Source organism: Pseudomonas sp. FW305-3-2-15-C-LB1 (assembly GCF_058787615.1).
On the sequence record NZ_JBYSZX010000003.1, the window covers coordinates 541766 to 567983 of the forward strand.

A 26218-nucleotide genomic window follows, 5' to 3' on the forward strand; every position below is an offset into this window, starting at 1 on the left:
TCCCCACCCACCTTCACACCCGCGCCACAAATATGTGCGTCACTTGCACCAGAGCATCGCCGTTGGCGCCGTTTTGGTGCTGTACTGCACTGGGTCCCACGATAAAGCGCAATGACCGCCGCTCTGGCATAAGTCTTGCGCGCTTTGTGTCCATGCCCTGGCTCGCAGGAGGCCGCCGTGTCGATTCATGTCGCGTTGCACCACGTTACGCATTACCGCTACGACCGTGCTGTCGAACTCGGCCCGCAGATTGTACGGTTGCGTCCGGCCGCCCATAGCCGCACGCGGATTCTGTCCTACGCGCTGAAAGTGCTGCCCGAGCAGCATTTCATCAATTGGCAGCAAGACCCCCAGGGCAATTACCTGGCGCGGTTGGTGTTCCCGGAAAAGACCGATGAGCTGCGCATCGAGGTCGATCTGGTTGCCGAGATGGCGGTGTTCAACCCGTTCGACTTTTTCCTTGAACCCTACGCCGAAAAAATCCCCTTCAGCTATGCCGCCGATGAACAACGCGAGCTGGCGCCGTACCTGGAAACCCTGCCGCTGACGCCGAAGTTCGCCGCGTACCTTGCGGGCATCGACCGTACGCCGTTGCCGGCCGTGGATTTCCTGGTGGGCCTCAACCAGCGCCTGGCGGCCGACATCGGCTACCTGATCCGCATGGAACCGGGCGTGCAGACGCCGGAATTCACCCTGGAAAACGCCTCCGGCTCCTGCCGTGATTCGGCCTGGCTGCTGGTGCAATTGCTGCGCAACCTGGGCTTGGCGGCGCGGTTTGTGTCTGGCTATCTGATCCAGTTGACCGCCGACGTCAAAGCCCTCGACGGCCCGTCCGGCACCGAAGTGGACTTCACCGACCTGCACGCGTGGTGCGAAGTGTATTTGCCCGGTGCCGGTTGGATCGGCCTGGACGCCACCTCCGGGCTGTTCGCCGGTGAAGGGCATATCCCGTTGGCCTGTAGTCCCGATCCCTCGTCTGCCGCGCCGATCAGTGGGCTGGTGGAACCCTGCGAGTGTGAATTCACCCACGAAATGTCTGTAGAGAGGATTTGGGAGGCCCCACGGGTCACCAAGCCCTACACCGAGGAACAGTGGCTGGCGATCCAGGCATTGGGACGGCAGATCGATGGCGACCTGCTCAAGGACGATGTCCGCCTGACCATGGGCGGCGAGCCGACCTTTGTCTCCATCGACGATCCCGACGGCGCCGAATGGAACACCGCCGCCCTCGGCCCGGATAAACGCCGCCTGTCCGCCGAGCTGTTCCAGCGCATGCGCAAGCACTACGCGCCCAAAGGGCTGGTGCACTTCGGCCAGGGCAAGTGGTACCCCGGCGAGCAACTGCCGCGCTGGTCGCTCAACTGCTACTGGCGCCGTGACGGCGTGCCGATCTGGCACAACAGCGCGTTGATCGCCGATGAGCAAGAGGATTACGCTGCGGACGGCGTGATGGCCGGGCGTTTCCTGGCCAGCGTCGCCGAACGCCTTAAGCTGCCGGCACGCTTTGTGTTCCCGGCCTATGAAGACAATTTCTATTACCTGTGGCGCGAAGGCGCGCTGCCGCAGAACGTCACCGCCCAGGACCCGCGCCTGGGCGATGAACTGGAGCGCGAACGCCTGCGCAAGGTGTTCGCCCAGGGCCTGGATAAAATCATCGGGCAAGTACTGCCGCTGGCGCGTACGCCTGCCAATGATCGTTGGCAGAGTGGGCGCTGGTACCTGCGCGATAACCACTGCTGTTTGGTGCCGGGAGATTCTCCCCTGGGCTATCGCCTGCCGTTGGCTTCGCAGCCGTGGGTGACGGCGGCGGAGTATCCGTTTGTGCACCCGACGGACCCTAACCAGGATCAGCCCGAGCTGCCGTCCACCGCCCAACTGCAAAGCCATGGCGAACCTGCGCCGAGTGATGAACGTGTACCCAAGGTGGACGAGTCCGCCGACTGGCTGACCCGCACCGCACTGTGCGCCGAAGCGCGGGAAGGGCGGCTCTATCTGTTCATGCCGCCGCTGGAGCGCGTCGAGGACTATCTGGAACTGGTGGCGGCCATCGAAGCCACCGCTGAAGAACTGCACTGCCCGGTCTTGCTCGAAGGCTACGAGCCACCGGCCGATTCGCGCCTGAGCAACTTTCGCGTCACGCCGGACCCGGGTGTGATCGAGGTCAACGTGCAGCCGTCCGCCTCCTGGGACGAGTTGGTGGAGCGCACCGAGTTCCTCTACGAAGAGGCGCGGCAAACCCGCCTGACCACCGAGAAATTCATGATCGACGGGCGCCATACCGGCACCGGTGGCGGTAACCATTTCGTGCTCGGTGGCGCCACGCCCAAGGATTCGCCGTTCCTGCGTCGCCCCGATCTGCTGCGCAGCTTGATCAGCTACTGGCACAACCATCCTTCGTTGTCCTACCTGTTTTCCGGCCTGTTCATCGGCCCGACCTCCCAGGCGCCCCGGGTGGACGAGGCGCGCAACGATGCGCTGTATGAGCTGGAAATCGCCTTCGCGCAAATGCCTGCTCCCGGCGAAGAATGCCCGCCCTGGCTGGTCGACCGCCTGCTGCGCAACCTGCTGATCGACGTGACCGGCAACACTCACCGCGCCGAATTCTGCATCGACAAACTCTACTCACCGGATGGCGCTACCGGCCGCCTGGGCCTGCTGGAACTGCGTGCATTCGAGATGCCGCCCCATGCACGCATGAGCCTGACCCAACAACTGCTGCTGCGTGCCTTGGTCGCGCGCTTCTGGCGCGAGCCCTATGCACCGTCGAAGCTGGCGCGATGGGGCACCGAGTTGCACGACCGCTTCCTGTTGCCGCACTTCATCGAGCAGGATTTTGCCGATGTGATCGTCGAGCTCAACGCCGCCGGCTACCCGCTGCGCGCCGAGTGGTTTGCCGCGCACCTGGAGTTCCGTTTCCCCAAGGTGGGCGACTACGCCGTCAGCGGTATCGAACTGGAACTGCGCCAGGCCCTGGAGCCCTGGCATGTACTGGGCGAGGAGGGCGCGGTGGGCGGTACGGTGCGCTATGTGGATTCGTCGCTGGAGCGCCTGCAAGTCAAGTTGACCGGGCTGCCACCGCAACGCTACCTGCTGACCTGCAACGGCATCCCGGTGCCGCTGCAGGCCACCGGGCGCGTCGGTGAGTTTGTCGCCGGCGTGCGTTATCGCGCCTGGCAACCGGCCAACTGCCTGCAACCGACCATCCCGGTGCATGCGCCCTTGGTGTTCGATCTGCTGGATACCTGGATGCAGCGCTCGTTGGGCGGCTGCCAGTACCACGTCGCCCATCCGGGTGGACGCAATTACGACAGCTTGCCGGTAAATGCCAATGAGGCGGAGAGCCGGCGGATGGCGCGGTTTTTCCGGCTTGGGCATAGCCCCGGCAAGCTCCCCGTACCGACGGTAACCATCAACGATGAATTACCGATGACCCTGGATATGCGGCGTTTCCCCAATAAAAATGACTGAACACTGTTTAAGTGTGGGAGAGGGCAAGCCCCCTCCCACAGTGGATTGCAGTGAATTTGAGTTAATCTGAGCCCCCTTGTCCCTGCCGAGCGTTCCATGTCCGACTTGCTCGACCGTTACCCGCTGACCGCGGGCACTTATCACGAACTGCTGGACGACAGTGGCGCAGTGCGTGCCCATTGGCAGCGCCTGCTCGACCACCTGCAACGCAGCACGCCTGCACAATTGGCCCAGCGCCAGGCGCTGCTGACCCGGCAGATCCAGGAAAACGGCGTGACCTACAATGTCTACGCCGACCCCAAGGGCGCCGACCGCCCCTGGGAATTGGACCTGCTGCCCCATGTGCTGGCCGCCGATGAATGGCAGCACCTGTGCGCCGGTATCGCCCAGCGTGCACGCCTGCTCAATGCCGTGCTTGCCGACCTGTATGGCCCGCAACGCCTGATCAAGGAAGGCTTGCTGCCGGCCGAGCTGGTGTTCGGGCATAACAACTTCCTGTGGCCGTGCCAGGGTATCCAACCGCCGGACGGTGCCTTTTTGCACCTGTACGCCGTGGACCTTGCGCGCACGCCGGATGGCCGCTGGTGGGTCACCGCCGACCGTACCCAGGCGCCGTCGGGCGCCGGTTATGCATTGGAAAACCGCACTATCGTGTCCCGCGCCTTTCCGGATCTTTACCGCGACTTGCAGGTGCAGCACCTCACCGGTTTCTTCCGCACCTTGCAGGAAACCCTGGCCCGCCAGGCGCCCGGCGATGACCAGCCGCCGTTGATCGTGCTGCTCACCCCTGGCCGGTTCAACGAAAGCTACTTCGAGCACCTCTACCTCGCCCGCCAGCTCGGCTACCCGCTGGTGGAAGGCGGCGACCTCACCGTGCGTGACAGCACGGTGTTCCTGAAAACCCTCAGCGGCCTGCGCCGGGTGCACGCAATCATGCGTCGCCTGGATGATGACTTCTGCGACCCGCTGGAACTGCGCACCGACTCCGCCCTCGGGGTACCCGGCCTGCTTGATGCGGTGCGCCAAGGCAACGTGCTGGTGGCCAATGCCTTGGGCAGCGGTGTGCTGGAGTCCCCCGGTTTGCTGGGTTTCCTGCCGAAAATCAACGAATTCCTGTTTGGCGAAGAACTGATCCTGCCGTCCATCGCCACCTGGTGGTGCGGTGAAGCGCCGGTACTGGCCGAGGCCCTGGAAAAACTGCCGGAGCTGCTGATCAAGCCTGCGTTTCCGTCGCAGAGTTTCACCCCGGTATTTGGCCGTGACCTGAATGAAGAACAGCGCCAAGCCCTGGCCGAGCGCATGCGCGCGCGGCCCTACGCGTACGTCGCCCAGGAGTTGGCGCAGCTGTCCCAGGCGCCGGTGTGGCACACCGAGGATGATCATTTGCAACACCGCGCCATCGGCATGCGCGTGTACGCCGTGGCCAGCGATGACGGTTATCGCGTGTTGCCCGGCGGCCTGACACGGGTCGCCGCTGAAGCCGATGCCGAAGTGGTATCGATGCAACGCGGCGGCGCCAGCAAGGACACCTGGGTGCTCGGTGAACGCGCATCCGGTGGTGAACATTGGCGCGCACAACGCGCAATCGGCGCCCATGATCTGGTACGACGCGACCCTTATCTGCCGTCCCGCGTAGTGGAAAACCTGTTCTGGTTCGGCCGTTACTGCGAACGCTGTGACGACAGTGCGCGTTGGCTGCGCATCGTGCTGGCGCGTTATGTGGACGGCGACGATCCACTGGCCTTGCAGGCCGCCGTCGAGCTGGGCGAAAACCTGCGCCTGTTGCCGGAAGAGGGCGAGTTACCGGAGCGCTTGCAGGCCGCACTCTTGGGCGATGACTGGCCATCGAGCCTGCGCGCCAACCTGCAACGCTTGCAATGGGCGGCGTCCCAGGTGCGCGGCAAGCTGTCCCGGGAGAACTGGCAGGCCCTGGTGGAGCTGCAACGCGAAGCCCTGGAGCTGGAAAGCGAGACCCCGGATTTTGGCGAATTGCTGGACTTTCTCAACCGCCTGGTGATGTCCCTGGCGGCGCTGTCCGGGTTCGCCCTGGACGACATGACCCGCGACGAAGGCTGGCGCTTTTTGATGATGGGCCGGCGCATCGAGCGCCTGCAATTCCTGAGCAGCAGCCTGGCGGCATTCCTGCGCGGTGTGGCGGTGTTTGACCAGGCTGGCTTGGAGTGGTTGTTGGAGTTGGGCAACAGCAGCATCACCTATCGCTCGCGCTACCTGGCGGTGCCGCAGTTGATCCCGGTGCTCGATCTGTTGCTGCTGGATGAACAGAACCCCCATGCGGTGCTGTTCCAGCTCAAACTGGTGAGCCGCACCCTGCGCCGTCTCAACGACGACTTTGGCGTGCCGCGTGAAACCGGCCTCGGCCCGTTGGTGGAGCGCCTGGCGCGCTTCGACCTGGGCTGCCTGGAGAACCCATTGTTCGGCGAGTCCAGCGTGCGTGCCGCACTGGACGGCCTGGCCGACCTGCTGCAAGCAGTGGCCGATGAGAGCGGGCAAGTGTCGGATCGCCTGGCCTTGCGCCATTTTGCCCATGTGGATGATGTCAGCCAGCAAACGGTGTCGGTGTGATGAGTGCGCGCTACCAGATTTTCCACGATACCCATTACCACTACGACAGCCCGGTGTCCCTGGCCCAGCAGCTGGCGCACCTGTGGCCACGGCCGTGCGCCTGGCAGCGTTGCAGCTCGCAGCAACTGGATATCAGCCCGCAGCCGTCGTCGCGCCGCGATGAGCTGGACGTGTTCGGCAACCCTATCACCCGCCTGGCGTTCGAGCGGCCCCATGACGAACTGCTGGTGAATGCCGGGCTGACCGTGGAAGTGCTGGCGCGGCCGGTGCTGGATTTCCAGCAATCGCCGGCCTGGGACCAGACCCGCGACCGCCTGACCTACAGCAGCCAGCCGATGTCCGGCGAGCTGATCGAAGCCTGCCGCTATCGTTTCGAATCGCCCTACGTGCACTTGAAGAAAACCTTCGTCGAGTTCTCCGAAAGCTGTTTCCCGCCTGGCAAGCCGTTGCTGCTGGGCGTGCGGGCATTGATGGAGAAGATCTTCAGCGAATTCACCTTCGATGCCGAAGCCACCCAGGTGGCCACGCCGCTGGTGGAAGTGCTGGAGCGCCGTCGCGGCGTGTGCCAGGACTTCGCCCACCTGATGCTCGCCTGCCTGCGCTCCCGAGGCCTGGCGGCGCGTTACATCAGTGGCTATCTGCTCACCCAGCCACCGCCCGGCCAGCCACGGCTGATCGGCGCCGATGCGTCCCATGCGTGGGTCTCGGTGTATTGCCCGGTTTCAGGCTGGGTGGACTTTGATCCGACGAACAATGTGCAGCCGGCACTGGAGCACATCACCCTGGCCTGGGGCCGGGACTTTTCCGATGTGTCGCCGTTGCGGGGGGTGATTCTGGGGGGAGGGAGCCATGACCCGGAGGTGCGGGTGACGGTGATGCCGCTGGAATGATGGTTGATTGTGCCGAGCCGGAGCAGCCGGCTCAGCACAAAGGAAATTATTCAGCCGGATCTTTTGGTGTTTCGGTCTCGTCGCTCGTTACTTCAGCATCAGCGTCCGGGTTCAGTGCGCCAGCTTCTTCGTCTGCAGCGGCTTTCTTGCGTTGCAGTTTTTCCTCTTTCTTCTGTTCCTTGGCCAAGTCTCTCTGACGTTTGGCGAAGGAGTAATTAGGTTTGGCCATGGGCGATCCTCTAAGGTCGAAGGTGAGGGTGGCGGCGCGCAGCTGCCTTGGGACGACATGGTAGCAGCTTCAAGGTGCGCTTGGCCTTCACTTACCGCAGGCGTAGGCGGCCAGCAGGCCGTTGAACAGTTGATTGAGGTGCATGGCTCGGACTCCAGTGGGTGATGGGCCGATCATAATCAGCGTGCGGCACTTTGGCTGGTTGATTGTGTCGATAAGTCTGATAGCCTAAAGTTGTATACAATCTGTTGATTCAGGTCATAAGAATTTCTGCCTGCTTCAGGCACCCTTGTCGCATTACGCGTTTTTTAAACCCTGCCTTGGAGATTCACATGTTTGCCAAACTCGTTGCTGTTTCCCTGCTGACTCTGGCAAGTGGCCAGTTGCTTGCTGCAGAGTGCAAGGTCACTGTCGACTCCACCGACCAAATGTCCTTTAACACCAAAGCCATCGAAATCGACAAGAGCTGCAAGACATTCACCGTCGAGCTGACTCATTCGGGCAACCTGCCGAAAAACGTCATGGGCCATAACTGGGTGCTGACCAGCGCCGCCAACATGCAGCCGGTTGCCACTGACGGCATGGCCGCCGGTATCGACAAGGACTACCTGAAACCAGGTGATGACCGCATCATCGCCCACACCAAGATCATCGGTGCCGGCGAGAAAGACTCGGTGACCTTCGATGTGTCGAAGCTGGCCGCCGGGACTGACTACGCGTTCTTCTGCTCGTTCCCAGGCCACATCTCGATGATGAAAGGCACTGTGACCGTCAAGTAACACCGCATCACCGTTCATCGGGGGCAAGCCCCCTCCCACATTTGGATGTGTTCACAAATCAAAGTGTAGGAGGGGGCTTGCCCCCGATGGCGTCCTACCTCACGGCGCGAATGGCATGACCCGCTTGTGCTCGGTCTTGCGATACGTTTCGCAGATAATCCTGAACGCTTCCTCACGCACCGGCTCGCCGTGCAGGAAAGCATCGATCTCCGCGTAGGTCACGCCATGTGACGCTTCGTCCGGCTTGCCCGGCGACAGGTCTTCCAGGTCCGCAGTCGGTACTTTTTCCACCAACGACTCCGGCGCCCCGAAGTACCGCGCAATCGCACGCACCTGGTTCTTCACCAGCCCGCTCAACGGTGCCAAATCGCAGGCCCCATCACCGAACTTGGTGAAAAAGCCCATCACCGCTTCCGCCGCATGGTCGGTGCCGATCACCAGGCCACCGGTCGCGCCCGCGATGGTGTACTGCGCCACCATGCGCATGCGCGCCTTGGTGTTGCCCAGCACGAAATCGCGGGACACCGCCGCCTTGCCTTCGAACGCCGCCACTTCATTGGCCAGGGCTTTGACCGCCGGGCCGATGTTCACAGTATGGCGCTCGTCCGGCTCGATAAAGTCCACCGAGGCCGTGGCGTCGATTTCATCGAACTGGGTTTCGTAGGGCAGGCGCACCGCGATAAAGCGGTAGGCCTCATCACCGGTATTTTCACGCAGCTCTTTCACCGCGCGTTGGGCCAACAGGCCGGCGGTCAGGGAGTCGACACCACCGCTGATGCCCAGCACCAGCGCCTTGAGCCCGGCATTGCGCAGGCAATCCTGGATAAACCCCACGCGACGGGCAACCTCGGCTTCAAGTGCGGCCTGGTCGTTGAACGGCGCTTGGACCTTGAGCTGCTGCGCAATCTCACGCTGTACGGCTTGCATGATTCACTCCTTGCTGGATAGGGCAGGTACTTTGAAAACGTGACGCAAATAGGCGACGAAATTCGGGTCGGTGCAGTGGGTCTTGCCCGCTTCATCGGAGATCTTCGCGACGGGCTGGCCATTGCAGGCGGTCATTTTAAGCACGATGCTCATCGGCTCGACACCTGGAATGTCACAGGTCAGGTTGGTGCCGATGCCAAAGCTCACATTGATCCGACCACGCAGTGCGCGGAATATTTCCAAGGCCTTGGGCAGAGACAGGCTGTCGGAGAACACCAGGGTCTTGCTCATCGGCTCGATGCCGAGCTTGTGGTAGTGGGCGATGGCTTTTTCCGCCCACTGCACCGGGTCGCCGGAGTCGTGGCGCAGGCCGTCGAACAGCTTGGCGAAGTACAAGTCGAAGTCGCCGAGGAACGCGTCGGTGGTGATGCAGTCGGTCAGGGCGATGCCCAGCAGGCCACGGTATTCGCGGACCCAGCAGTCCAGCGCGGCGATCTGGCTGTCGATCAGGCGTGGGCCGAGTTGCTGGTGGGCCATGATCCATTCGTGGGCCATGGTGCCTAGCGGCTTCATATCGAATTCGCGGGCCAGGTGCACGTTGCTGGTGCCGACAAAGCGCCCGGGGAAGTCATGCTTGAGCACACTGACCACTTCTTCCTGCACCCGGTACGAGAAGCGCCGGCGCGTGCCGAAGTCGGCCACTTGCAGCTCGGACAGCTCGTCGCTGCTGGCGTTGGCGGTCAGCCAGTCGAACTTGCGGTACAACTGCTCGCGGGCCTGTTCTAGGATCACCGTCTGGTAGCGGTAGCGGTTACGCACTTCGCTGACGATAGCCAGCATCGGCACTTCAAACAGAATCACATGCAGCCACGGCCCGCGCAGGCGGATGAACAGCTCACCGTTCTCGATGCCGGTCTGCACGTAGCGCAGGTTGAAGCGGAACAGCCCGAGAAAGCGCAAAAAATCCGGCTTCATGAAGCTGATGCGCTCCAGGAAACCCAGTTGGTCGGGGCTCAGGCTCAGCTCGGCAAGACGTTCGATCTGGTAGCGGATCTCGGCCAGGTACGGGCGCAGGTCTTCGCTGTTACGGCAACGGAACTCCCATTCAACTTCCACGTTGGGGTAGTTGTGCAGCACCGCCTGCATCATGGTCAGCTTGTAGAAGTCGGTGTCGAGCAAGTTCTGCACGATGCGATCGGCAAACACACTCTCGCTCATAACGGGAATCTCCAGACGGGACGGCGATGGGCGCCGACCTTTACGCACAATTAAGGAAGGGGGCTAGTGGCGCATAGACCTGTGGGGTTTTGCCAGTGTTTTTTTCAGTGGGACCACTGGCCTCATCGGGGGCAAGCCCCCTCCCACACTTGGAATGCGTTTCAGATGTGGGAGGGGCGGCGCGACGATTCGACTTGCCCTCGATGGCGGTATTCCAGGCACTAAATGACCTGCTCCATCATCCACTTCACAAAATCACGCACCTTGGGCACCTCTGCTGAATGCTCCGGGTAGGCCAGGTAATACGCGTCCTGGCTCGGCATCGCATGCTGCCAGGGGATCACCAGCTTGCCGTCGGCCAGTTCCTCTTCCACCAGGAAGCGCGGCAGCAAGGCCACGCCGCAGCCCACCTGCGCCGCCCGGATGCACATATAGAAGGTGTCAAAGCGCGGCCCATGGTAGCTGTGTTCGGTCTGGTAACCCTGGCTGGCGAACCAGTCATGCCAGCCCTGGGGCCGCGAGGCGTTTTGCAGCAGGACCAGGCCGCTCAGTTGCGTGGGGTCGCTCAAAGGCTGCGCCGGCAGGCTTTCCGGCGCACACACCGGTACCAGCTCTTCGCTGAACAATTTCAGGCTCTCGGTACCGGGGCGTGAGCCCTGGCCGAAGTAGAAGGCCATGTCGGCCTTGCCTTGCAGCAGTTCGTCCGGCTCCTGCTCGTTGCACAGGTCCAGGTGGATCTGCGGGTGACGCAGGCGCCAACCCTTGAGGCGCGGCACCAGCCAGCGCGCGCCGAAGGTGTAGGGCGTGGACACGCGCAATACTTCGGTCTCGCCGCCGTAGGAGCGCAGGTAGTGGGTGGACATCTCCACCTGGGTGAGGATCTTGCGCACTTCCACCAGGTACAGGTCGCCTGCCGGAGTCATCTGCAAACGGCGGCGCACCCGGCGAAACAGCAGGTGTTGCAACAGTTCTTCCAACTGCGCCACTTGTTTGCTCACGGCGCTCTGGGTGAGGTTCAGCTCCTCGGCGGCGCGGGTAAAGCTCAGGTGGCGGGTGGCGGCTTCGAAGCACTGCAGGGCAGTGATCGAGGGCAAATGTCTTTTATTCAGCACGGCACGCCTCTTTTTATTCTTTGCATGAATAAACGGAATGATATCTCGCCTAATCGTCGTTTGTTGGCAAGTCTTGGGCCAGCTACAAATAAGGCCTGGATCGCCGTGTGTGTGACGGTGCGAATTTTCTGTTTGAAATTGAAGGAGTGACCCATGGTTGCCGCATTGCTTGATCGTCTCGGGGTAAACCCGGCGTTGTACCAGTCGGGTAAACAACCTGTGCATTCGCCGATCGATGGCAGCCGTATCGGCAGTGTGCACTGGGAGGGCGCCGCCGAGGTGGAGCAGCAGGTCAGTCGTGCCGAGCATGCATTCGAGGCCTGGCGCAAAGTACCGGCGCCGCGCCGTGGCGAACTGGTGCGCCAATTTGGCGATGTATTGCGCGAATACAAGGCCGACCTGGGCGAGCTGGTATCCTGGGAAGCCGGCAAGATCACCCAGGAAGGCCTGGGCGAAGTGCAGGAAATGATCGACATTTGCGACTTCGCCGTCGGCCTGTCGCGCCAGTTGTACGGCTTGACCATCGCCTCCGAGCGTCCGGGCCACCACATGCGTGAAACCTGGCACCCGCTGGGTGTGGTCGGCGTGATCAGTGCCTTCAACTTCCCGGTGGCGGTGTGGGCGTGGAACACCGCCCTGGCGCTGGTGTGCGGCAACGCGGTGATCTGGAAACCCTCGGAAAAGACCCCGCTCACCGCCCTGGCCTGCCAGGCACTGTTCGAGCGCGTGCTGAAAAAATTCGATGGTGCCCCGCAGTACCTGAGCCAAGTAATCATCGGTGGCCGTGACGCCGGTGCTGCGCTGGTGGACGACCCGCGTGTCGCCCTGATCAGCGCCACCGGCAGCACGCGCATGGGCCGCGAAGTGGCACCGAAAGTCGCCGCGCGCTTCGCCCGCAGCATCCTGGAACTTGGCGGCAACAACGCGATGATCCTCGGCCCGAGCGCCGACCTGGACATGGCCGTGCGCGCCATCCTGTTCAGCGCCGTTGGTACCGCCGGTCAGCGTTGCACCACACTGCGCCGCCTGATCGCCCATGAATCGGTCAAGGAAGAAATCGTCACTCGCCTCAAGGCGGCTTATTCCAAGGTGCGCATCGGCCACCCGCTGGAAGGCAACCTGATCGGCCCGCTGATCGACAAGCACGGCTTCGACGCTATGCAGGACGCGCTGGAGCAGGCCCTGAGCGAAGGCGGCAAGGTGTTTGGCGGCAAGCGCCAGTTGGAAGACAAGTTCCCGAATGCCTACTACGTGTCTCCGGCGATTGTGGAAATGCCCGAGCAAAGCGATGTGGTGTGCACCGAGACCTTCGCGCCGATCCTCTACGTGGTCGGCTACACCGACTTCGCTGAGGCCCTGCGCCTGAACAATGCCGTGCCGCAAGGCTTGTCGTCGTGCATCTTCACCACTGACGTGCGTGAAGCCGAGCAGTTCATGTCGGCGGTGGGCAGCGACTGCGGCATCGCCAACGTCAACATCGGCCCGAGCGGCGCGGAAATCGGCGGCGCGTTCGGTGGCGAGAAAGAGACCGGCGGCGGGCGCGAATCCGGGTCGGACGCGTGGCGCGGGTACATGCGTCGCCAGACCAATACCGTGAACTACTCGCTGGAGTTGCCGCTGGCACAGGGCATCACGTTTGACTGACCCTGCTGGCCGGAATGGGATCAACATGTGGGAGGGGGCAAGCCCACTCCTACATTGACCGAGCTGTTTGTTAGGTTTCATCACGGAGTCTGGCAATGCCATTACGCGAAACATGTTTGTGGGAACACCTCACCCCCAGCCGGCCGGATCGCGCTGGGCTCAACGGCGAGGTCAAGGTGGATGTGTGCGTGATCGGCGCCGGTATTACCGGTCTGTCGGCGGCCATTCATTTGCTGGAACAGGGTAAAAGCGTGGCCGTGCTGGAGGCGCATCGCACTGGCCATGGCGGTTCGGGGCGCAACGTGGGGCTGGTCAACGCCGGGTTGTGGATCCCGCCGGACGAGATCGAAGCCGGTTTCGGCGAGGCGGTGGGCAGCCAGCTCAACCGCATGCTGGGCGCGGCACCCTCGCTGGTGTTCAGCCTGATAGACAAATACAACATCGATTGCCAATTGCGCCGTGAAGGCACCTTGCACATGGCGCACAACGCCCGTGGCGAGGCGGACCTGCGCAGTCGTGAAGAACAATGGAAGCGTCGTGGCGCACCAGTGGAACTGCTCACCGGCCAGGCCTGCGAGCAGGCTACCGGTACCAAAAAGATTGCCGCCGCCTTGCTGGACCGGCGTGCCGGCACCCTGAACCCGATGGCTTACACCAGCGGCCTTGCCAATGCTGCCGTCGGGCTGGGCGGGCAGTTGTTCGATCATTCACCGGTTACTCAACTTGAGCGCCAAGGTGCGCACTGGTCGGTGCAGACCGCCCAGGGCTCAGTGCAGGCTGCACAGGTGGTCATCGCCTCCAACGCCTACACAGAAGGCGAATGGACCGAGCTGCGGCGCAACTTTTTCCCCGGTTACTACTACCAGGTCGCATCAGCCCCGCTGACAGACGAAGCCGCCCAACAGATTTTGCCCGGCGGCCAAGGCTCCTGGGATACGCGCCAGGTGCTGAGCAGCATCCGCCGCGACGCTGACGGTCGCTTGCTACTCGGCAGCCTGGGCAACGGCAACCAGAAACCTACCTGGTTCCTCAAGGCGTGGGCTGATCGGGTGCAGCAGCATTACTTCCCGTACCTCAAATCGGTGCAGTGGGAGTACACCTGGACCGGCTGCATCGCCTTCACCCCGGACCACTTGATGCGTCTGTTCGAGCCCGCTCCGGGCCTTGTGGCCGTAACGGGCTATAACGGTCGTGGCGTGACCACCGGCAGCGTGGTCGGCAAGGCGTTTGCCGACTACTTGTGTCACCAGAATCCCCAGGCTTTACCAATTCCCTTCGCGCCCATGCAACCGCTGTCCGGGGTAGGGCTGCGTAGCTGTCTGTATGAAGCAGGATTTTCGCTGTATCACGCCGGCCAATGCCTCAGGATCGTGATCTGATCAGCGAAATACCGCTCAAAAGCCTGCATTTTCTTAGCAGGCTACTAATCTGTATTGGTGCAAGTCGTAGCAATCACGCACTGTAAATGTGCAGTTCCGTTACGCAGGTTGTTACAGCTGTAGGAACTGTCGTTTATAGCTCTGGTTGCAGGTGCGACCCGTCGAGGTTGTACTTTTTCGGTCCATCGGTTGCACCTCTGGGCGCTAGAGGGTTGCACGTCCTGGCGAACGGAGCCGAAACGCCTGCAATAACAATGACACCGTGTCTTTTTGAAGAATAAAAACCTAATGGCACGCGCTTTGCTCTGGGCTTTCAGTGAAAAGTTTGAACGCAAGTTGTCGTGCCAAAAATCAAAAATATCGGAGCACCACTCATGTCCCAGACGTTTTACAAGAAAGGTTTTCTGGCCCTCGCCGTTGCAGCGGCGCTGGGTGTTTCTACGTTTGTTCAAGCTGATGTGAAGATTGGCGTGGCGGGCCCGATGACGGGTGCCAACGCGGCTTTTGGTGAGCAGTACATGAAGGGTGCCCAGGCGGCAGCCGATGTGATCAACAAGGCCGGTGGCATCAACGGCGAGAAAATCGTGCTGGTGGCTGGCGACGACGCTTGCGAACCCAAGCAAGCCGTGGCCGTGGCCAACCGCCTGGCGGACCAGGACAAGGTGATCGGCGTGGTCGGCCACTTCTGTTCCTCCAACACCATCCCGGCGTCCGAGGTGTACGACGAAGCGGGCATCATCGCAATCACCCCTGGCTCCACCAACCCACAGGTGACTGAACGCGGCCTGGGCGCCATGTTCCGTATGTGCGGGCGTGACGACCAGCAAGGCATCGTGGCCGGCGACTACATCGTCGATGTGCTCAAGGGCAAGAAGGTCGCGGTCATCAACGACAAGGACACCTACGGCAAAGGCCTGGCCGACGCCACCGCTGCCCAGTTGACCAAGCGCGGCGTCAAGCCGGTGCTGGAAGAAGGCCTGACCCGTGGCGAGAAAGACTTCAGCGCCCTGGTCACCAAGATCCGCTCCACCGGTGCCGACGTCGTGTACTTCGGCGGCCTGCACCCGGAAGCCGGTCCACTGGTTCGCCAGATCCGTGAAGCGGGTCTGAAAGACGTGAAGTTCATGTCCGATGACGGCGTGGTCACCGACGAACTGGTTGCTACCGCGGGCGGTAAGCAATATGTCGACGGCGTGTACATGACCTTCGGCGCCGACCCGCGCCTGCTGCCGGACAGCAAGGCCGTAGTGGAAGAGTTCCGCAAAAACGGCACCGAGCCCGAAGGCTACACCCTGTACGCCTATGCGTCGGTCCAGGCCCTGGCCGCCGGCTTCAACGGCGCCAAGTCCAACAAGGGCGAAGACGCCGCCAAGTGGCTCAAGGCTCACCCGGTGAAAACCGTCATGGGCGAAAAAGCCTGGGACTCCAAGGGCGACCTGAAAGTCTCCGACTACGTGGTTTACCAGTGGGATAAAGACGGCAAATACCACCAGCTGGAAAAACAGAAGTAATCCAGAACACCACAGCTCCAATGTGGGAGGGGGCTTGCCCCCTCCCACAGGAGATCGTGTTGTTATCAATATCTGTCTTTTCCTCCAGAAGCGCCGCGCACCTCCCGGTGTGCAGGTGCTCACCGCGTGAGATTGCGTTATGGATGGTATTTTCCTGCAGCAACTGGTCAACGGCCTGACCCTCGGGTCGGTCTATGGCCTGATCGCCATCGGCTACACAATGGTCTATGGCATCATTGGCATGATCAACTTCGCCCACGGCGAGGTTTATATGATTTCCGCTTACCTCGCGGCGATCAGTCTGGCACTGCTGGCTTACTTCGGCATCGAATCCTTCCCGCTGCTCATTCTCGGCACCTTGATCTTCACCGTGGTCGTCACTGGCGTGTACGGTTGGGTCATCGAGCGTGTCGCCTACAAACCGCTGCGCAACTCCACCCGACTGGCACCGCTGATCAGCGCCATCGGCATCTCCCTGATCCTGCAGAACTATGCGCAGATCGCTCAGGGCGCCAAGCAACAAGGCATTCCCACCCTGCTGGCAGGCGCCTGGCGCGTCGATTTCGGCACAGGGTTCGTCCAGCTCACCTACACCAAGGTCTTCATCCTCGTGGCGGCGTTCGCCGGCATGGCGTTGCTCACCTACGTGATCAAGTACACCAAGCTCGGCCGCATGTGCCGCGCCACCCAGCAAGACCGCAAGATGGCGTCGATCCTCGGCATCAACACCGACCGGGTGATCTCCTACGTGTTCGTCATCGGCGCCGCCATGGCGGCATTGGCCGGCGTGCTCATCACCCTCAACTACGGCACCTTCGACTTCTATGCCGGCTTCATCATCGGCATCAAGGCGTTCACCGCGGCGGTACTCGGCGGCATCGGCTCCCTGCCTGGGGCGATGCTGGGCGGGATCATCCTCGGTATCTCCGAGTCGCTGTTCTCGGGGTTGATCAACTCTGACTACAAAGACGTGTTCAGTTTCTCCCTGCTGGTGGTGATTCTGATTTTCCGTCCCCAGGGCCTGCTTGGTCGCCCACTCGTGGCGAAGGTGTAAACATGTCTGCTGCCAAATCAATCGATATCAAGAAAAGTGTGGTCGATACGATCCTTGCCGGGCTGATTTCGCTGATCGTGTTCGGTCCGATCGTCGGCGTGGTACTCGACGGCTACAGCTTCAACCTGGAACCGGCCCGCGTGGGCCTGCTGGTGGCCATCGTGATGGTCGGCCGCTTTGCCATGAGCCTGTTCCTGCAAACCCCCAAGGGCCTGAAGATCCTGCAGGGCTTCGAGAGCAGTGGTTCCGGGGTGCACGTGCTGCCACCGGACTACAAATCGCGGCTGCGCTGGATCATCCCGGCGCTGATCGTGATCGCCATCGTGTTCCCGATCTTCGCCAACAAGTACCTGTTGACCGTGGTGATCCTCGGGCTGATCTACGTGTTGCTGGGCCTCGGCCTCAATATCGTGGTGGGCCTGGCCGGCCTGCTCGACCTGGGTTACGTGGCGTTCTACGCCATCGGCGCCTATGGCCTGGCATTGGGTTATCAATACCTCGGCCTGGGCTTCTGGACCGTGCTGCCACTGGCGGCCATCGCCGCGGCGCTGGCGGGGTGCATACTCGGGTTCCCGGTGTTGCGAATGCACGGTGACTATTTGGCCATCGTGACCCTGGGCTTCGGTGAAATCATCCGGTTGGTGCTCAATAACTGGCTGTCGTTTACCGGCGGCCCGAATGGCATGCCGGTGCCTTCGCCGACCTTCCTCGGCCTCGAGTTCGGCAAGCGCGCGAAGGATGGCGGGGTTCCCTTCCATGAGTTCTTCGGCATCGACTACAACCCCAACATCAAATTCCTGTTCATCTACATCGTGCTGTTCCTGGTGGTGCTGGCCGTGCTGTACATCAAGCACCGCCTGACCCGCATGCCGGTCGGCCGCGCCTGGGAAGCCCTGCGCGAAGATGAAATCGCCTGCCGTTCCATGGGCCTGAACCATGTGCTGGTCAAGCTCTCGGCGTTCACTATCGGTGCATCGACGGCCGGTTTGGCCGGGGTGTTCTTTGCCAGCTACCAAGGCTTCGTCAACCCGTCGTCGTTCACCTTCTTCGAGTCGGCGCTGATCCTGGCCATCGTGGTGTTGGGAGGCATGGGGTCGACGGTGGGCGTGGTGATCGCGGCCTTTGTATTGACCGTTGCACCTGAGTTGCTGCGCAGCTTCTCCGAATACCGCGTGCTGCTGTTTGGCGTGTTGATGGTGGTGATGATGATCTGGCGACCGCGAGGCCTGATCCGCATCAGCCGTACCGGTGTGACACCACGCAAGGGGGTAGCGCCATGAGCAAGGAAGTCGTGCTCTGCGTGGAGCATTTGATGATGCACTTCGGTGGCATCAAGGCCTTGAGCGATGTGAGCCTCAAGGTCGAACGCAATTCGATCTTCGCCCTGATCGGGCCCAACGGCGCAGGCAAGACCACGGTGTTCAACTGCCTCACCGGTTTCTACAAGGCCAGCGGCGGCAAGATCGAACTGAACATACGTGGCAAGCAGACCAATGTGATCCAGTTGCTCGGCGAACGGTTCCAGCCGACCGACTTCGTGTCACCGAAAAGCTTCCTCAGTCGCCTGTACTACAAGATGTTCGGCGGAACGCATCTGGTGAACCGTGCGGGTCTGGCGCGGACGTTCCAGAACATCCGCCTGTTCAAGGAAATGTCGGTACTGGAAAACCTGCTGGTGGCCCAGCACATGTGGGTCAACCGCAATATGCTGGCAGGTATCCTCAACACCAAGGGCTACCGCAAGGCTGAAAGCGACGCCCTCGACCACGCCTTCTACTGGCTGGAAGTGGTGGACCTGGTGGACTGCGCCAACCGCCTGGCCGGTGAACTCTCCTACGGCCAGCAGCGCCGCCTGGAAATCGCCCGCGCCATGTGCACCCGGCCGCAGATCATCTGCCTGGACGAACCCGCTGCGGGCCTCAACCCCCAGGAAACCGAAGCCCTCAGCGCGATGATTCGCCTGTTGCGCGACGAACACGACCTCACGGTGGTGCTGATCGAACACGACATGGGCATGGTGATGAGTATTTCCGACCACATCGTGGTGCTGGACCACGGCAACGTGATCGCCGAGGGCGGGCCGGACGCGATCCGCAACGACCCGAAAGTGATTGCCGCCTACCTGGGCGCTGACGAAGAGGAGCTGGTATGAGTGCACCTATCCTCGAAATGAAGGACCTGGACGTGTATTACGGCCCGATCCAGGCCCTGAAGAAAGTCTCGCTGCACATCAACGAAGGCGAAACCGTCAGCCTGATCGGCTCCAACGGCGCGGGCAAGTCCACGCTGCTGATGTCGATCTTCGGCCAGCCACGGGCCGAGTCGGGACAGATCCTCTACAACGGCGTCGACATTACCCACAAGTCGTCCCACTACATCGCCTCCAACGGCATTGCGCAGTCGCCGGAAGGGCGGCGGGTGTTCCCCGACATGACCGTCGAGGAAAACCTGCTGATGGGCACCATCCCGATTGGCGACAAGTATGCCTTTGATGACATGCAGCGCATGTTCGAGCTGTTCCCACGGCTCAAGGAACGGCGTACCCAGCGTGCCATGACCATGTCCGGTGGCGAGCAGCAGATGCTCGCCATTGCCCGGGCACTGATGAGCCGTCCGAAGTTGTTGCTGCTGGACGAGCCGAGCCTGGGCCTGGCGCCGATCGTGGTGAAGCAGATCTTCTCGACCCTGCGCGAGCTGGCGGCCACCGGGATGACCATCTTCCTGGTGGAGCAGAACGCCAACCATGCACTGCGCTTGTCGGACAGGGCGTATGTGATGGTCAATGGCGAGATCCGCCTGACCGGCACTGGCAAGGAATTGCTGGTGAACGAGGAAGTGCGCAACGCCTACCTCGGCGGTCACTGATCTAAATAACGACGCGGTCCCCCTGTGGGAGGGGGCTTGCCCCCGATAGCGGTGGATCAGCAGTACATCTGTCGACTGACATACCGCCATCGGGGGCAAGCCCCCTCCCACATTAAGCAGATCCACATGTTTTTTTGTGGTGTGAAGAGGGTTGCCACCAAATTGTGGAAAACAAATCCAGCCCCCCTCCAAAGCGCGACATATAGCCGCCGCAAATCCCTGTTTTGTCACAGTTTTGACTTGTCCCCATTCGCTGTGGAACCGGCTGTGGGTAACGTGGGAGTAGCTGGCTGAAAGCCAACAAACACGCGGCCTGTAGCGCGGTGATTGTTTTTTGATCAGCGGGTTTTTGAGGGCCGCCCGAGCCCGTTGTCAACCTGTTTAAAGACACAGGTATATAACTGGAATATGTCCCGGCAGCCTGTGGATAAGTCTGTGACTAAACTCTGGAAAGACCGCCGCAGAGGCCGGAATGACTGGCCTGGAGCCATCGTTCTGGTTTGCCGTTCGTGAAAGGGCCTACATACGCACCGGCCAAGGTCAAGCAAAAAACTTTCTAAAAGCGCCTGGAACCCTTGTGTATAGAGGCCTGAGGCATTTTGCACTTGCCCCCAAAGACTGTGGGCGCAGTTGTGGATAACCTGCGCGCATATGGCTGTAAGCCACGGCCTGTAAGGCTTTGCGTTCAGTGGTTAAAAAGTGATCAGGCATGTGTCAACTTGTGTGCCCAGTAGTTGCCGCCATCGCGGCGTACGGGCATTCTGCTGGCTGTTTTTTTCCCGATGCCCGCAAGGAGAACACCATGTCCGACACGCTGTTTATTACTGGCGCAACCTCAGGTTTCGGCGAAGCCTGTGCTCGTCGTTTTGCCGAAGCCGGCTGGAAACTGGTGCTCACCGGCCGTCGCGCCGACCGCCTGAATGCGTTGGTCGAAGAGCTTTCCAAGCAGACCGAAGTGCATGGCCTGGTCGTGGACGTGCGTGACCGCAAGGGCATGGAAGACGCCATCGCCAACCTGCCGCCGTCGTTTGCCACGCTGCGCGGGCTGATCAACAACGCTGGCCTGGCCGTGGGCACCGACCCAGCGCCCAAGTGCAATCTCGACGATTGGGAAACCATGGTCGACACCAACATCAAGGGCCTGCTCACCACCACCAGCCTGCTGCTGCCGCGCCTGATCGCCCATGGCCGTGGTGCGGGCATCATCAACCTCGGCTCCATCGCCGGCAGCTACCCGTACCCGGGCAGCCATGTGTACGGCGGCTCCAAGGCGTTCGTGAAGCAGTTCTCGCTGAACCTGCGTTGCGACCTGCAAGGTACCGGCGTGCGCGTGACCAACATCGAGCCGGGCTTGTGCGAGAGCGAGTTCTCGCTGGTGCGCTTTGGCGGCGACCAGGCGCGGTATGACGCGACCTACGCGGGCGCCGAGCCGATCCAGCCGCAGGACATTGCTGACACGATTTTCTGGGTGATGAACACACCGGCGCATGTGAACATCAACCGCCTGGAGCTGATGCCGGTGAGCCAGACCTGGGCGGGGTTTGCGATTGAGCGTGGGGCCAAGTAAGGCTTAAAAACGAGTCGCTGCCATCGGGGGCAAGCCCCCTCCCACCTTCGACCGCATTCACATGCTGAAACTCGGTCAAGTGTGGGAGGGGCGGTGCGACGATTCGACTTGCCCCCGATGGCGTCAGATCGGCCAAAACAGGCCATAAGGTACACTCACCTCCTGAAAACCCCTCCGCACTCTGCGGATTCAAGGTTTTGACGGGAGGAAATGTGAGTAACCGAGGTGAGCAGGCACTGCTCAAACAATCGACCATCCTGATGTTCGCCGTAGCGATCGCCGGGATTGTCACGGGTGTGGTATCCGGCGCCCAGTCCATTCTGTTCGACGGCTTTTTCTCGCTGATCGCCACCGCCATCAAGGTGTTGATGCTGATCACGGCCAAGCTGATCGCCAAGAAAAGCAACGAGCGTTTCCAGTTCGGCTACTGGCACCTGGAGCCCATGGTGCTGCTGATCGAAGGCAGCTTCCTGTTGCTGATCGCCATCTACGCGTTCCTCAACGGTGTGTTCGGCATTATCAATGGCGGGCGTGAGATCGAGCTGGGGCTGGTGATCATCTATGCGGCGGTGTTTACCGTCGTCGAGTTCGCCTATTTTTTCTACGTGCGCTACCGCAATCGAACGCTGAAATCATCGCTGATCCAGTTCGACAACATCAGTTGGCTGGTGGACGCGATGCTCTCGGTGGGCCTGCTGATCAGCTTTCTGGCGGCCCTGTTGCTCAAGTCCCAGGGCTATGGCGAGTGGGCGGTGTATGTCGACCCGTTGATCCTGATCCTGCTGGCCCTGAGCATGCTGGCGCCGGCATTCAAGATTTTGCGCCCGGCTCTGCGCGAGGTGCTGGGGATTGCGCCGGACCACCTGGACGACAAGGTGCGCGAGGTCATGGACGCGGCCCGGGCCAAACATGGTTTCGATGACTACGTGTCCTACGTGCAAAAGCATGGGCGCGCACGGTTTATAGAGATTCATGTGGTGTTGCCGGCGGATTACCCGGTGGATAACGTCGCGACCCTGGACGGGCTGCGCGAAGAGATATCCACAGGGCTTGGCACGCCGGATGCGGCGCGCTGGCTGACGATCAGCTTTACCGGAGATCGCAAGTGGATTGCATAAGGCCCTGGTAACAGGTCGCCAGGTGGTACGGCGTGGTCGACGGCATATCCCGTCGGCTCACCGCGCCCTGGGCATCCAGGCATTCATGCCAGCCTTTTGCATGCAGGAAGTGTTGTTGCAGCGCCAGCAACTGGCGCTGCAACCGCGCTTCGCTGTCCGGTCGCAAGGTCAGTGCCCGCAGGTACTCGGCCTGGGCCCAGATGCGTTGGGTGCCGTCGCGCACCGTGCCATCCAACGCCAACATGCCGCTGACGGCGCCGCTCGCGTTATCCACACCCTTTTCTTCGGCGTAGGCAAACGCCCGTGTCAGGGAGGCGTGCAACGGCGTACCGCGCAGTAACTCAGACGACTCCAGCAAGAAAAACCATTCGAACTGGTGCCCCGGCTCAAACCAGTTATCCACAGCACCCAGCGGTTTTTCCATCATCACGCCGTGGTGGCGGTCGATGAAGCGTTGCTGCAGGGCGTTGGCCAGGTCCAGCAGCGCGTCTTGGGTGATGGCATCTTCGCGCACGGCCAGCGTGGCGAGGAAGCCTTCGGCGAGGTGCATCAACGGGTTTTGCAGGGGGCCGGACTTGAGGGACGCCCAATTGCGCTCCAGCACCGCTTCGTACAGGCCGTCGCCTGTGGAAAACCGTTCGGCGGCCACGGCCAGGGCGGCATTGAGCACCGATTCCACCAGCGGCTCGCGCACCTTGGCCCAGTAATGGGCGCAGGCGAAGATGATGAAGGCGTGGGTGTACAGATCTTTGCGCTTGTCCAGCGGTCGGCCGGCGGGGTCGATGCTGTAGAACCAGCCGCCGTGTTCGGCGTCGTGGAAGTGCCGTTGCAGCGAGCGGAACAACGCCGCCGCACGTTCTTCGGCAAAGGCCGCGCCGGGCTCGCCGATCAGGCTGGCGAACAGGTACAACTGCCGGGCGCAGGCCATGGCGCGGTAGCGTTGCGGGGGTAATGGCCGGTGGTCGGCGTCCAGTGCCTCATACGGCAATGCCAGTTCGGCATTCCAGCCCGGGCCTTGCCAGAGCGGCACGATCAGGCTGTGGAAGTGCGTGAGCACGGTGTTCAAGGAGGGTTGGGAAGCGCTGGGCATTGGCTGGCGTCGTCACGGCAGGGGTGTAGGCGCGCATGGTAGCAGGCTTGGGTTCCGTGGTGTCTGGTCTAGCGCTATCGGGGCAGGCCCCCTCCCCAAAGGTGGGAGGGGGCTTGCCCCCGATGAGGCCGTCAAATACGCCGCAAATCAGCCTGCCAACAACCAGACCCCGGTCGCCGCCGAAGCCGCCCCGGCAACCCGTACCAGCGGCGCCGCCGCAGCCGGCAGCAAGCGCACCACAGCGTAACCGGCAGCATGCAGCACCGCCGTTGCACCGACAAAACCAGCCGCATACGCCCAGGGGCTGGACATGTCCGGCAGCTCCAAGCCATGGGCCACGCCATGGAACAGCGCGAACAAGGCTGTCGCCCCGACCGCCACGAACAGCGGCGGACGCACCGCCAGCGCGACCGCCAGACCCAGGGCCAGCACCGACGCGGCAATCCCGCTTTCCAGCGCCGGCAACTCCAGGCCTTCAAAACCCAGCACGCCGCCAATCAGCATGGTGCCCACGAAAGTGCACGGCAGTGCCCAGCGCGCGGCGCCTTTTTGTTGGGCGGCCCACAAGCCGACGGCGACCATGGCCAATAAGTGATCGATTCCGCTCAGGGGATGGCTGATGCCGGCCACCAGGCCGTTGTCGCCGTGGCCCGGGTGGGCGAAGGCCAGGGCAGGGGCCAGCAGCAGGGCGGCGGCGGTCAGCAGTTTCTTGAGGTTCATGGACAGGTTCCTTATGGGTTGATCAGGCGGCGGTCAGCAGGCCTTGGCGTTCGATGAAGGCGACGATGTCATCCAGGCCGACGCCGGTTTTCTGGTTGCTGAACACAAAGGGTTTACCGTTGCGCATGCGGGTGGTGTCGCTGTTCATCAGCTCCAGCGAGGCACCGACCAGCGGGGCCAGGTCGATCTTGTTGATCACCAGCAGGTCGGACTTGCAGATGCCCGGCCCACCCTTGCGTGGCAGCTTGTCGCCGGCGGACACGTCGATCACGTAGATGGTCAGGTCCGACAGTTCCGGGCTGAACGTAGCCGACAGGTTGTCGCCGCCGGATTCCACCAGGATCAGGTCCAGGCCGGGGAAGCGGCGATTGAGCTGGTCCACGGCCTCCAGGTTGATCGAGGCGTCTTCGCGGATCGCCGTATGCGGGCAGCCGCCGGTTTCCACGCCGATGATGCGTTCCGGCGCCAGGGCCTGGTTGCGCACCAGGAAGTCGGCGTCTTCGCGGGTGTAGATGTCGTTGGTGACCACCGCCAGGTTGTAGCGATCGCGCAGCGCCAGGCACAGGGCCAGGGTCAGGGCGGTCTTGCCGGAGCCCACCGGGCCGCCGATGCCGACGCGTAGAGGTTGTGCGTTCATGTGTGTTGTCTCCTAGGAACGGAACAGGCGGCTGTATTGGCGCTCGTGGGCCATGCACGCCAGGGACAGGCCAAACGCGGCGCTGCCGAGATGATCAGGGTCGATGTGGCTGGCGTCCTGCTGGGCTTGTTGCAACAGCGGCAGCAGTTCGCTGGTCAGGCGTTGGGCGGCTTGCTGGCCCAGCGGCAGGGTTTTCATCAGCACCGCCAATTGGTTTTCCAGCCAGCTCCACAGCCATGCGGCGAGGGCATCGGCGGGGGTGATGTGCCAGGCGCGGGCGGCCAGGGCCCAGCCCAGGGCGAGGTGAGGTTCGGTGCACTGTTGAAGAAAGGTGCGGGCCGCGTCGTCCAACTCGGGCAGGCCATTGAGCAGTTGTTGCAGGGAGTAGCCCATCTGCCGGCTTTCCTGATACAGCTCGCGTGTCTCACGGCTGGCGCGGTGTTCCTCACACAACTGTGCCAGGCGCGACCAATCCGCCGCCTGGGCGGCCTGGCAATGGGCGAGCAGCAACGGCGCCTCGAAACGCGCGAGGTTGAGCAGCAACTGGTCGCTGATCCAGCGGCGTGCACTGGCCGCATCGTTGACGCGACCGTTCTCGACGGCCATTTCCAGGCCTTGTGAATAGCTGTATCCGCCAATCGGCAATTGCGGACTGGCCAGACGCAGCAGCGCCCAGGCTGGGTTCATAGACGCACGCCGAACTGATGCAGCTTGGGCGGGTAATTGAAGTCTTCATCGCCATGGCGCGAATGATGATGGCCGCCGCCATAGGCACCATGCTCCGGTTGAAACGGCGCTTCGATGGTTTGCGTTTGCGCACCCAACTGTTCGAGCATGGCCTTGAGCACGTAGTCGTCGAGCAGGCGCAACCAGCCGTCACCTACTTGTAACGCGACGTGGCGATTGCCCAGGTGATAGGCCGCACGGGTCAGTTCGAATGCACTGCTGCAGGTCACGTGTAAGAGTTGTTCAGGCCGCGCGCACACGCGTACGACGCGTCCGTCTTCAGCCTGCAGGAATTCGCCATCGTGCAACGGAGGCTGGCCGCGCTCCAGAAAAAGGCCTACGTCTTCACCGTCGGCACTGAAACAGCGCAGGCGGCTTTTGCTGCGAGCTTCGAAGTTCAGCAGCAACTCGGCGGCCCAGAGGGCTTGGGGGGCGATTCGGCGGTGGATCACCAGCATCAGGAAGCTTCCAGCTATGAGCGATGCAACAGCTAGAGCAAGGGGCTTGCCAACCTCACTGGGGTGTAGGAAATGCCTGTAGGTGTGTGGGTGGCGCCACTAAATAGGGCGAAAAGACTCGGCTGGATTGCGCCAAAATGGTGCGAAGTGTTGCCTGTTGCACTGTGATGGGCGTTTTCAGATTTTCCCTACATGGTCAAAGGAATTGGCGTTCATCAGGTTACCTGCGAGATCTTTAGTCTG

The 26218-nt window shown here is 61.9% G+C and carries 22 protein-coding genes; 13 read left to right on the forward strand and 9 right to left on the reverse strand.

Going from position 1 to position 26218, the window contains the following annotated elements; translation table 11 throughout:
• Positions 1-177: 177 nt before the first annotated feature.
• The 3 genes from AC3WP7_RS09195 to AC3WP7_RS09205 all read left to right on the forward strand — a co-directional run bounded on the left by AC3WP7_RS09195 (position 178) and on the right by AC3WP7_RS09205 (position 6941).
• Positions 178-3468 carry a transglutaminase family protein gene (locus AC3WP7_RS09195; RefSeq protein ID WP_102591544.1) on the forward strand — a complete coding sequence of 1097 codons (3291 nt, stop codon included), beginning with the start codon at positions 178-180 and terminating at the stop codon, positions 3466-3468.
• A 96-nt stretch (positions 3469-3564) separates the two neighbouring features.
• On the forward strand, positions 3565-6051 hold the full coding sequence (locus AC3WP7_RS09200) for a circularly permuted type 2 ATP-grasp protein (protein WP_093513435.1): 2487 nt from the start codon (positions 3565-3567) through the stop codon (positions 6049-6051).
• Positions 6051-6941: a transglutaminase family protein gene (locus AC3WP7_RS09205; protein ID WP_092246636.1), complete on the forward strand. Its 891-nt coding sequence runs from the start codon at positions 6051-6053 to the stop codon at positions 6939-6941. Before AC3WP7_RS09200 ends, AC3WP7_RS09205 begins: the two co-directional genes overlap by 1 nt.
• Before the next feature lie 46 nt (positions 6942-6987).
• On the opposite strand, the gene AC3WP7_RS09210 is transcribed toward AC3WP7_RS09205, so the two are convergent.
• Positions 6988-7170, reverse strand: a complete 183-nt coding sequence (locus tag AC3WP7_RS09210) for a hypothetical protein (protein ID WP_034105670.1) — start codon at positions 7168-7170, stop codon at positions 6988-6990.
• Positions 7171-7502: 332 nt separating this feature from the next.
• Between AC3WP7_RS09210 and azu the strand changes: the two genes are divergently transcribed.
• Positions 7503-7949, forward strand: a complete 447-nt coding sequence (gene azu / locus AC3WP7_RS09215; protein ID WP_010213586.1) for an azurin — start codon at positions 7503-7505, stop codon at positions 7947-7949.
• Positions 7950-8048: 99 nt separating this feature from the next.
• Here the strand turns inward: azu and nadE are convergent, their stop codons facing one another.
• The 3 genes from nadE to AC3WP7_RS09230 form a co-directional block, all read right to left on the reverse strand.
• Complete coding sequence (gene nadE, locus AC3WP7_RS09220) at positions 8049-8876, reverse strand: NAD(+) synthase (protein ID WP_071491657.1); 828 nt, start codon at positions 8874-8876, stop codon at positions 8049-8051.
• Positions 8877-8879: 3 nt separating this feature from the next.
• The gene (gene pncB / locus AC3WP7_RS09225; protein WP_065900159.1) at positions 8880-10094 is read right to left on the reverse strand and encodes a nicotinate phosphoribosyltransferase; all 1215 of its coding nucleotides are present in this window, start codon (positions 10092-10094) and stop codon (positions 8880-8882) included.
• Between the two features lie 221 nt (positions 10095-10315).
• Positions 10316-11206: a LysR family transcriptional regulator gene (locus AC3WP7_RS09230; protein WP_071491656.1), complete on the reverse strand. Its 891-nt coding sequence runs from the start codon at positions 11204-11206 to the stop codon at positions 10316-10318.
• Between the two features lie 153 nt (positions 11207-11359).
• On the opposite strand from AC3WP7_RS09230, the gene amaB reads away from it, so the two are divergent.
• From amaB to AC3WP7_RS09275, 9 genes are all read left to right on the forward strand, one after another.
• Complete coding sequence (amaB, locus tag AC3WP7_RS09235; protein ID WP_058423442.1) at positions 11360-12850, forward strand: L-piperidine-6-carboxylate dehydrogenase; 1491 nt, start codon at positions 11360-11362, stop codon at positions 12848-12850.
• A 95-nt stretch (positions 12851-12945) separates the two neighbouring features.
• Positions 12946-14229 carry an L-pipecolate oxidase gene (gene amaA / locus AC3WP7_RS09240; protein ID WP_092246640.1) on the forward strand — a complete coding sequence of 428 codons (1284 nt, stop codon included), beginning with the start codon at positions 12946-12948 and terminating at the stop codon, positions 14227-14229.
• A 374-nt stretch (positions 14230-14603) separates the two neighbouring features.
• Entirely contained in the window at positions 14604-15740 is a 1137-nt protein-coding gene (locus AC3WP7_RS09245) for a branched-chain amino acid ABC transporter substrate-binding protein (protein ID WP_102591545.1), read from the forward strand.
• 139 nt (positions 15741-15879) lie between these two features.
• A complete protein-coding gene (locus AC3WP7_RS09250; protein ID WP_058423439.1) occupies positions 15880-16794 on the forward strand; it encodes an ABC transporter permease subunit in 915 nt (304 codons plus the stop codon).
• Positions 16795-16796: 2 nt separating this feature from the next.
• Positions 16797-18074: a high-affinity branched-chain amino acid ABC transporter permease LivM gene (gene livM / locus AC3WP7_RS09255; RefSeq protein ID WP_093121271.1), complete on the forward strand. Its 1278-nt coding sequence runs from the start codon at positions 16797-16799 to the stop codon at positions 18072-18074.
• The gene (locus AC3WP7_RS09260; RefSeq protein WP_071491652.1) at positions 18071-18946 is read left to right on the forward strand and encodes an ABC transporter ATP-binding protein; all 876 of its coding nucleotides are present in this window, start codon (positions 18071-18073) and stop codon (positions 18944-18946) included. Before livM ends, AC3WP7_RS09260 begins: the two co-directional genes overlap by 4 nt.
• On the forward strand, positions 18943-19659 hold the full coding sequence (locus tag AC3WP7_RS09265) for an ABC transporter ATP-binding protein (protein WP_071491651.1): 717 nt from the start codon (positions 18943-18945) through the stop codon (positions 19657-19659). Before AC3WP7_RS09260 ends, AC3WP7_RS09265 begins: the two co-directional genes overlap by 4 nt.
• An 802-nt stretch (positions 19660-20461) precedes the next feature.
• Positions 20462-21226 (forward strand): SDR family oxidoreductase, encoded by a 765-nt coding sequence (locus AC3WP7_RS09270; protein ID WP_058423435.1) that lies wholly within the window; start codon positions 20462-20464, stop codon positions 21224-21226.
• Between the two features lie 212 nt (positions 21227-21438).
• The gene (locus tag AC3WP7_RS09275; RefSeq protein WP_071491650.1) at positions 21439-22344 is read left to right on the forward strand and encodes a cation diffusion facilitator family transporter; all 906 of its coding nucleotides are present in this window, start codon (positions 21439-21441) and stop codon (positions 22342-22344) included.
• Here the strand turns inward: AC3WP7_RS09275 and AC3WP7_RS09280 are convergent.
• From AC3WP7_RS09280 to ureE, 5 genes are all read right to left on the reverse strand, one after another.
• Positions 22316-23434: an AGE family epimerase/isomerase gene (locus AC3WP7_RS09280; protein ID WP_093121270.1), complete on the reverse strand. Its 1119-nt coding sequence runs from the start codon at positions 23432-23434 to the stop codon at positions 22316-22318. The genes AC3WP7_RS09275 and AC3WP7_RS09280 overlap by 29 nt on opposite strands.
• 147 nt (positions 23435-23581) lie before the next feature.
• The gene (locus tag AC3WP7_RS09285; protein ID WP_071491648.1) at positions 23582-24154 is read right to left on the reverse strand and encodes a HupE/UreJ family protein; all 573 of its coding nucleotides are present in this window, start codon (positions 24152-24154) and stop codon (positions 23582-23584) included.
• Positions 24155-24176: 22 nt separating this feature from the next.
• Positions 24177-24791 carry an urease accessory protein UreG gene (gene ureG / locus AC3WP7_RS09290; protein WP_071491647.1) on the reverse strand — a complete coding sequence of 205 codons (615 nt, stop codon included), beginning with the start codon at positions 24789-24791 and terminating at the stop codon, positions 24177-24179.
• Positions 24792-24803: 12 nt separating this feature from the next.
• On the reverse strand, positions 24804-25478 hold the full coding sequence (locus tag AC3WP7_RS09295) for an urease accessory protein UreF (RefSeq protein ID WP_102591546.1): 675 nt from the start codon (positions 25476-25478) through the stop codon (positions 24804-24806).
• A complete protein-coding gene (gene ureE / locus AC3WP7_RS09300) occupies positions 25475-25975 on the reverse strand; it encodes an urease accessory protein UreE (protein WP_016976942.1) in 501 nt (166 codons plus the stop codon). Before ureE ends, AC3WP7_RS09295 begins: the two co-directional genes overlap by 4 nt.
• Positions 25976-26218 lie beyond the last annotated feature (243 nt).

Coding starts and splice junctions, on each gene's coding strand:
- AC3WP7_RS09210 (WP_034105670.1), bottom strand. CDS start 7,170: ATGGCCAAACCTAATTACTCCTTCGCCAAACGTCAGAGAGACTTGGCC.
- AC3WP7_RS09280 (WP_093121270.1), bottom strand. CDS start 23,434: ATGCCCAGCGCTTCCCAACCCTCCTTGAACACCGTGCTCACGCACTTC.
- AC3WP7_RS09200 (WP_093513435.1), top strand. CDS start 3,565: ATGTCCGACTTGCTCGACCGTTACCCGCTGACCGCGGGCACTTATCAC.
- AC3WP7_RS09270 (WP_058423435.1), top strand. CDS start 20,462: ATGTCCGACACGCTGTTTATTACTGGCGCAACCTCAGGTTTCGGCGAA.
- AC3WP7_RS09295 (WP_102591546.1), bottom strand. CDS start 25,478: ATGAACCCAGCCTGGGCGCTGCTGCGTCTGGCCAGTCCGCAATTGCCG.
- amaA (WP_092246640.1), top strand. CDS start 12,946: ATGCCATTACGCGAAACATGTTTGTGGGAACACCTCACCCCCAGCCGG.
- amaB (WP_058423442.1), top strand. CDS start 11,360: ATGGTTGCCGCATTGCTTGATCGTCTCGGGGTAAACCCGGCGTTGTAC.
- AC3WP7_RS09265 (WP_071491651.1), top strand. CDS start 18,943: ATGAGTGCACCTATCCTCGAAATGAAGGACCTGGACGTGTATTACGGC.
- pncB (WP_065900159.1), bottom strand. CDS start 10,094: ATGAGCGAGAGTGTGTTTGCCGATCGCATCGTGCAGAACTTGCTCGAC.
- AC3WP7_RS09250 (WP_058423439.1), top strand. CDS start 15,880: ATGGATGGTATTTTCCTGCAGCAACTGGTCAACGGCCTGACCCTCGGG.
- AC3WP7_RS09285 (WP_071491648.1), bottom strand. CDS start 24,154: ATGAACCTCAAGAAACTGCTGACCGCCGCCGCCCTGCTGCTGGCCCCT.
- ureE (WP_016976942.1), bottom strand. CDS start 25,975: ATGCTGGTGATCCACCGCCGAATCGCCCCCCAAGCCCTCTGGGCCGCC.
- AC3WP7_RS09260 (WP_071491652.1), top strand. CDS start 18,071: ATGAGCAAGGAAGTCGTGCTCTGCGTGGAGCATTTGATGATGCACTTC.
- ureG (WP_071491647.1), bottom strand. CDS start 24,791: ATGAACGCACAACCTCTACGCGTCGGCATCGGCGGCCCGGTGGGCTCC.
- azu (WP_010213586.1), top strand. CDS start 7,503: ATGTTTGCCAAACTCGTTGCTGTTTCCCTGCTGACTCTGGCAAGTGGC.
- nadE (WP_071491657.1), bottom strand. CDS start 8,876: ATGCAAGCCGTACAGCGTGAGATTGCGCAGCAGCTCAAGGTCCAAGCG.
- AC3WP7_RS09205 (WP_092246636.1), top strand. CDS start 6,051: ATGAGTGCGCGCTACCAGATTTTCCACGATACCCATTACCACTACGAC.
- livM (WP_093121271.1), top strand. CDS start 16,797: ATGTCTGCTGCCAAATCAATCGATATCAAGAAAAGTGTGGTCGATACG.
- AC3WP7_RS09245 (WP_102591545.1), top strand. CDS start 14,604: ATGTCCCAGACGTTTTACAAGAAAGGTTTTCTGGCCCTCGCCGTTGCA.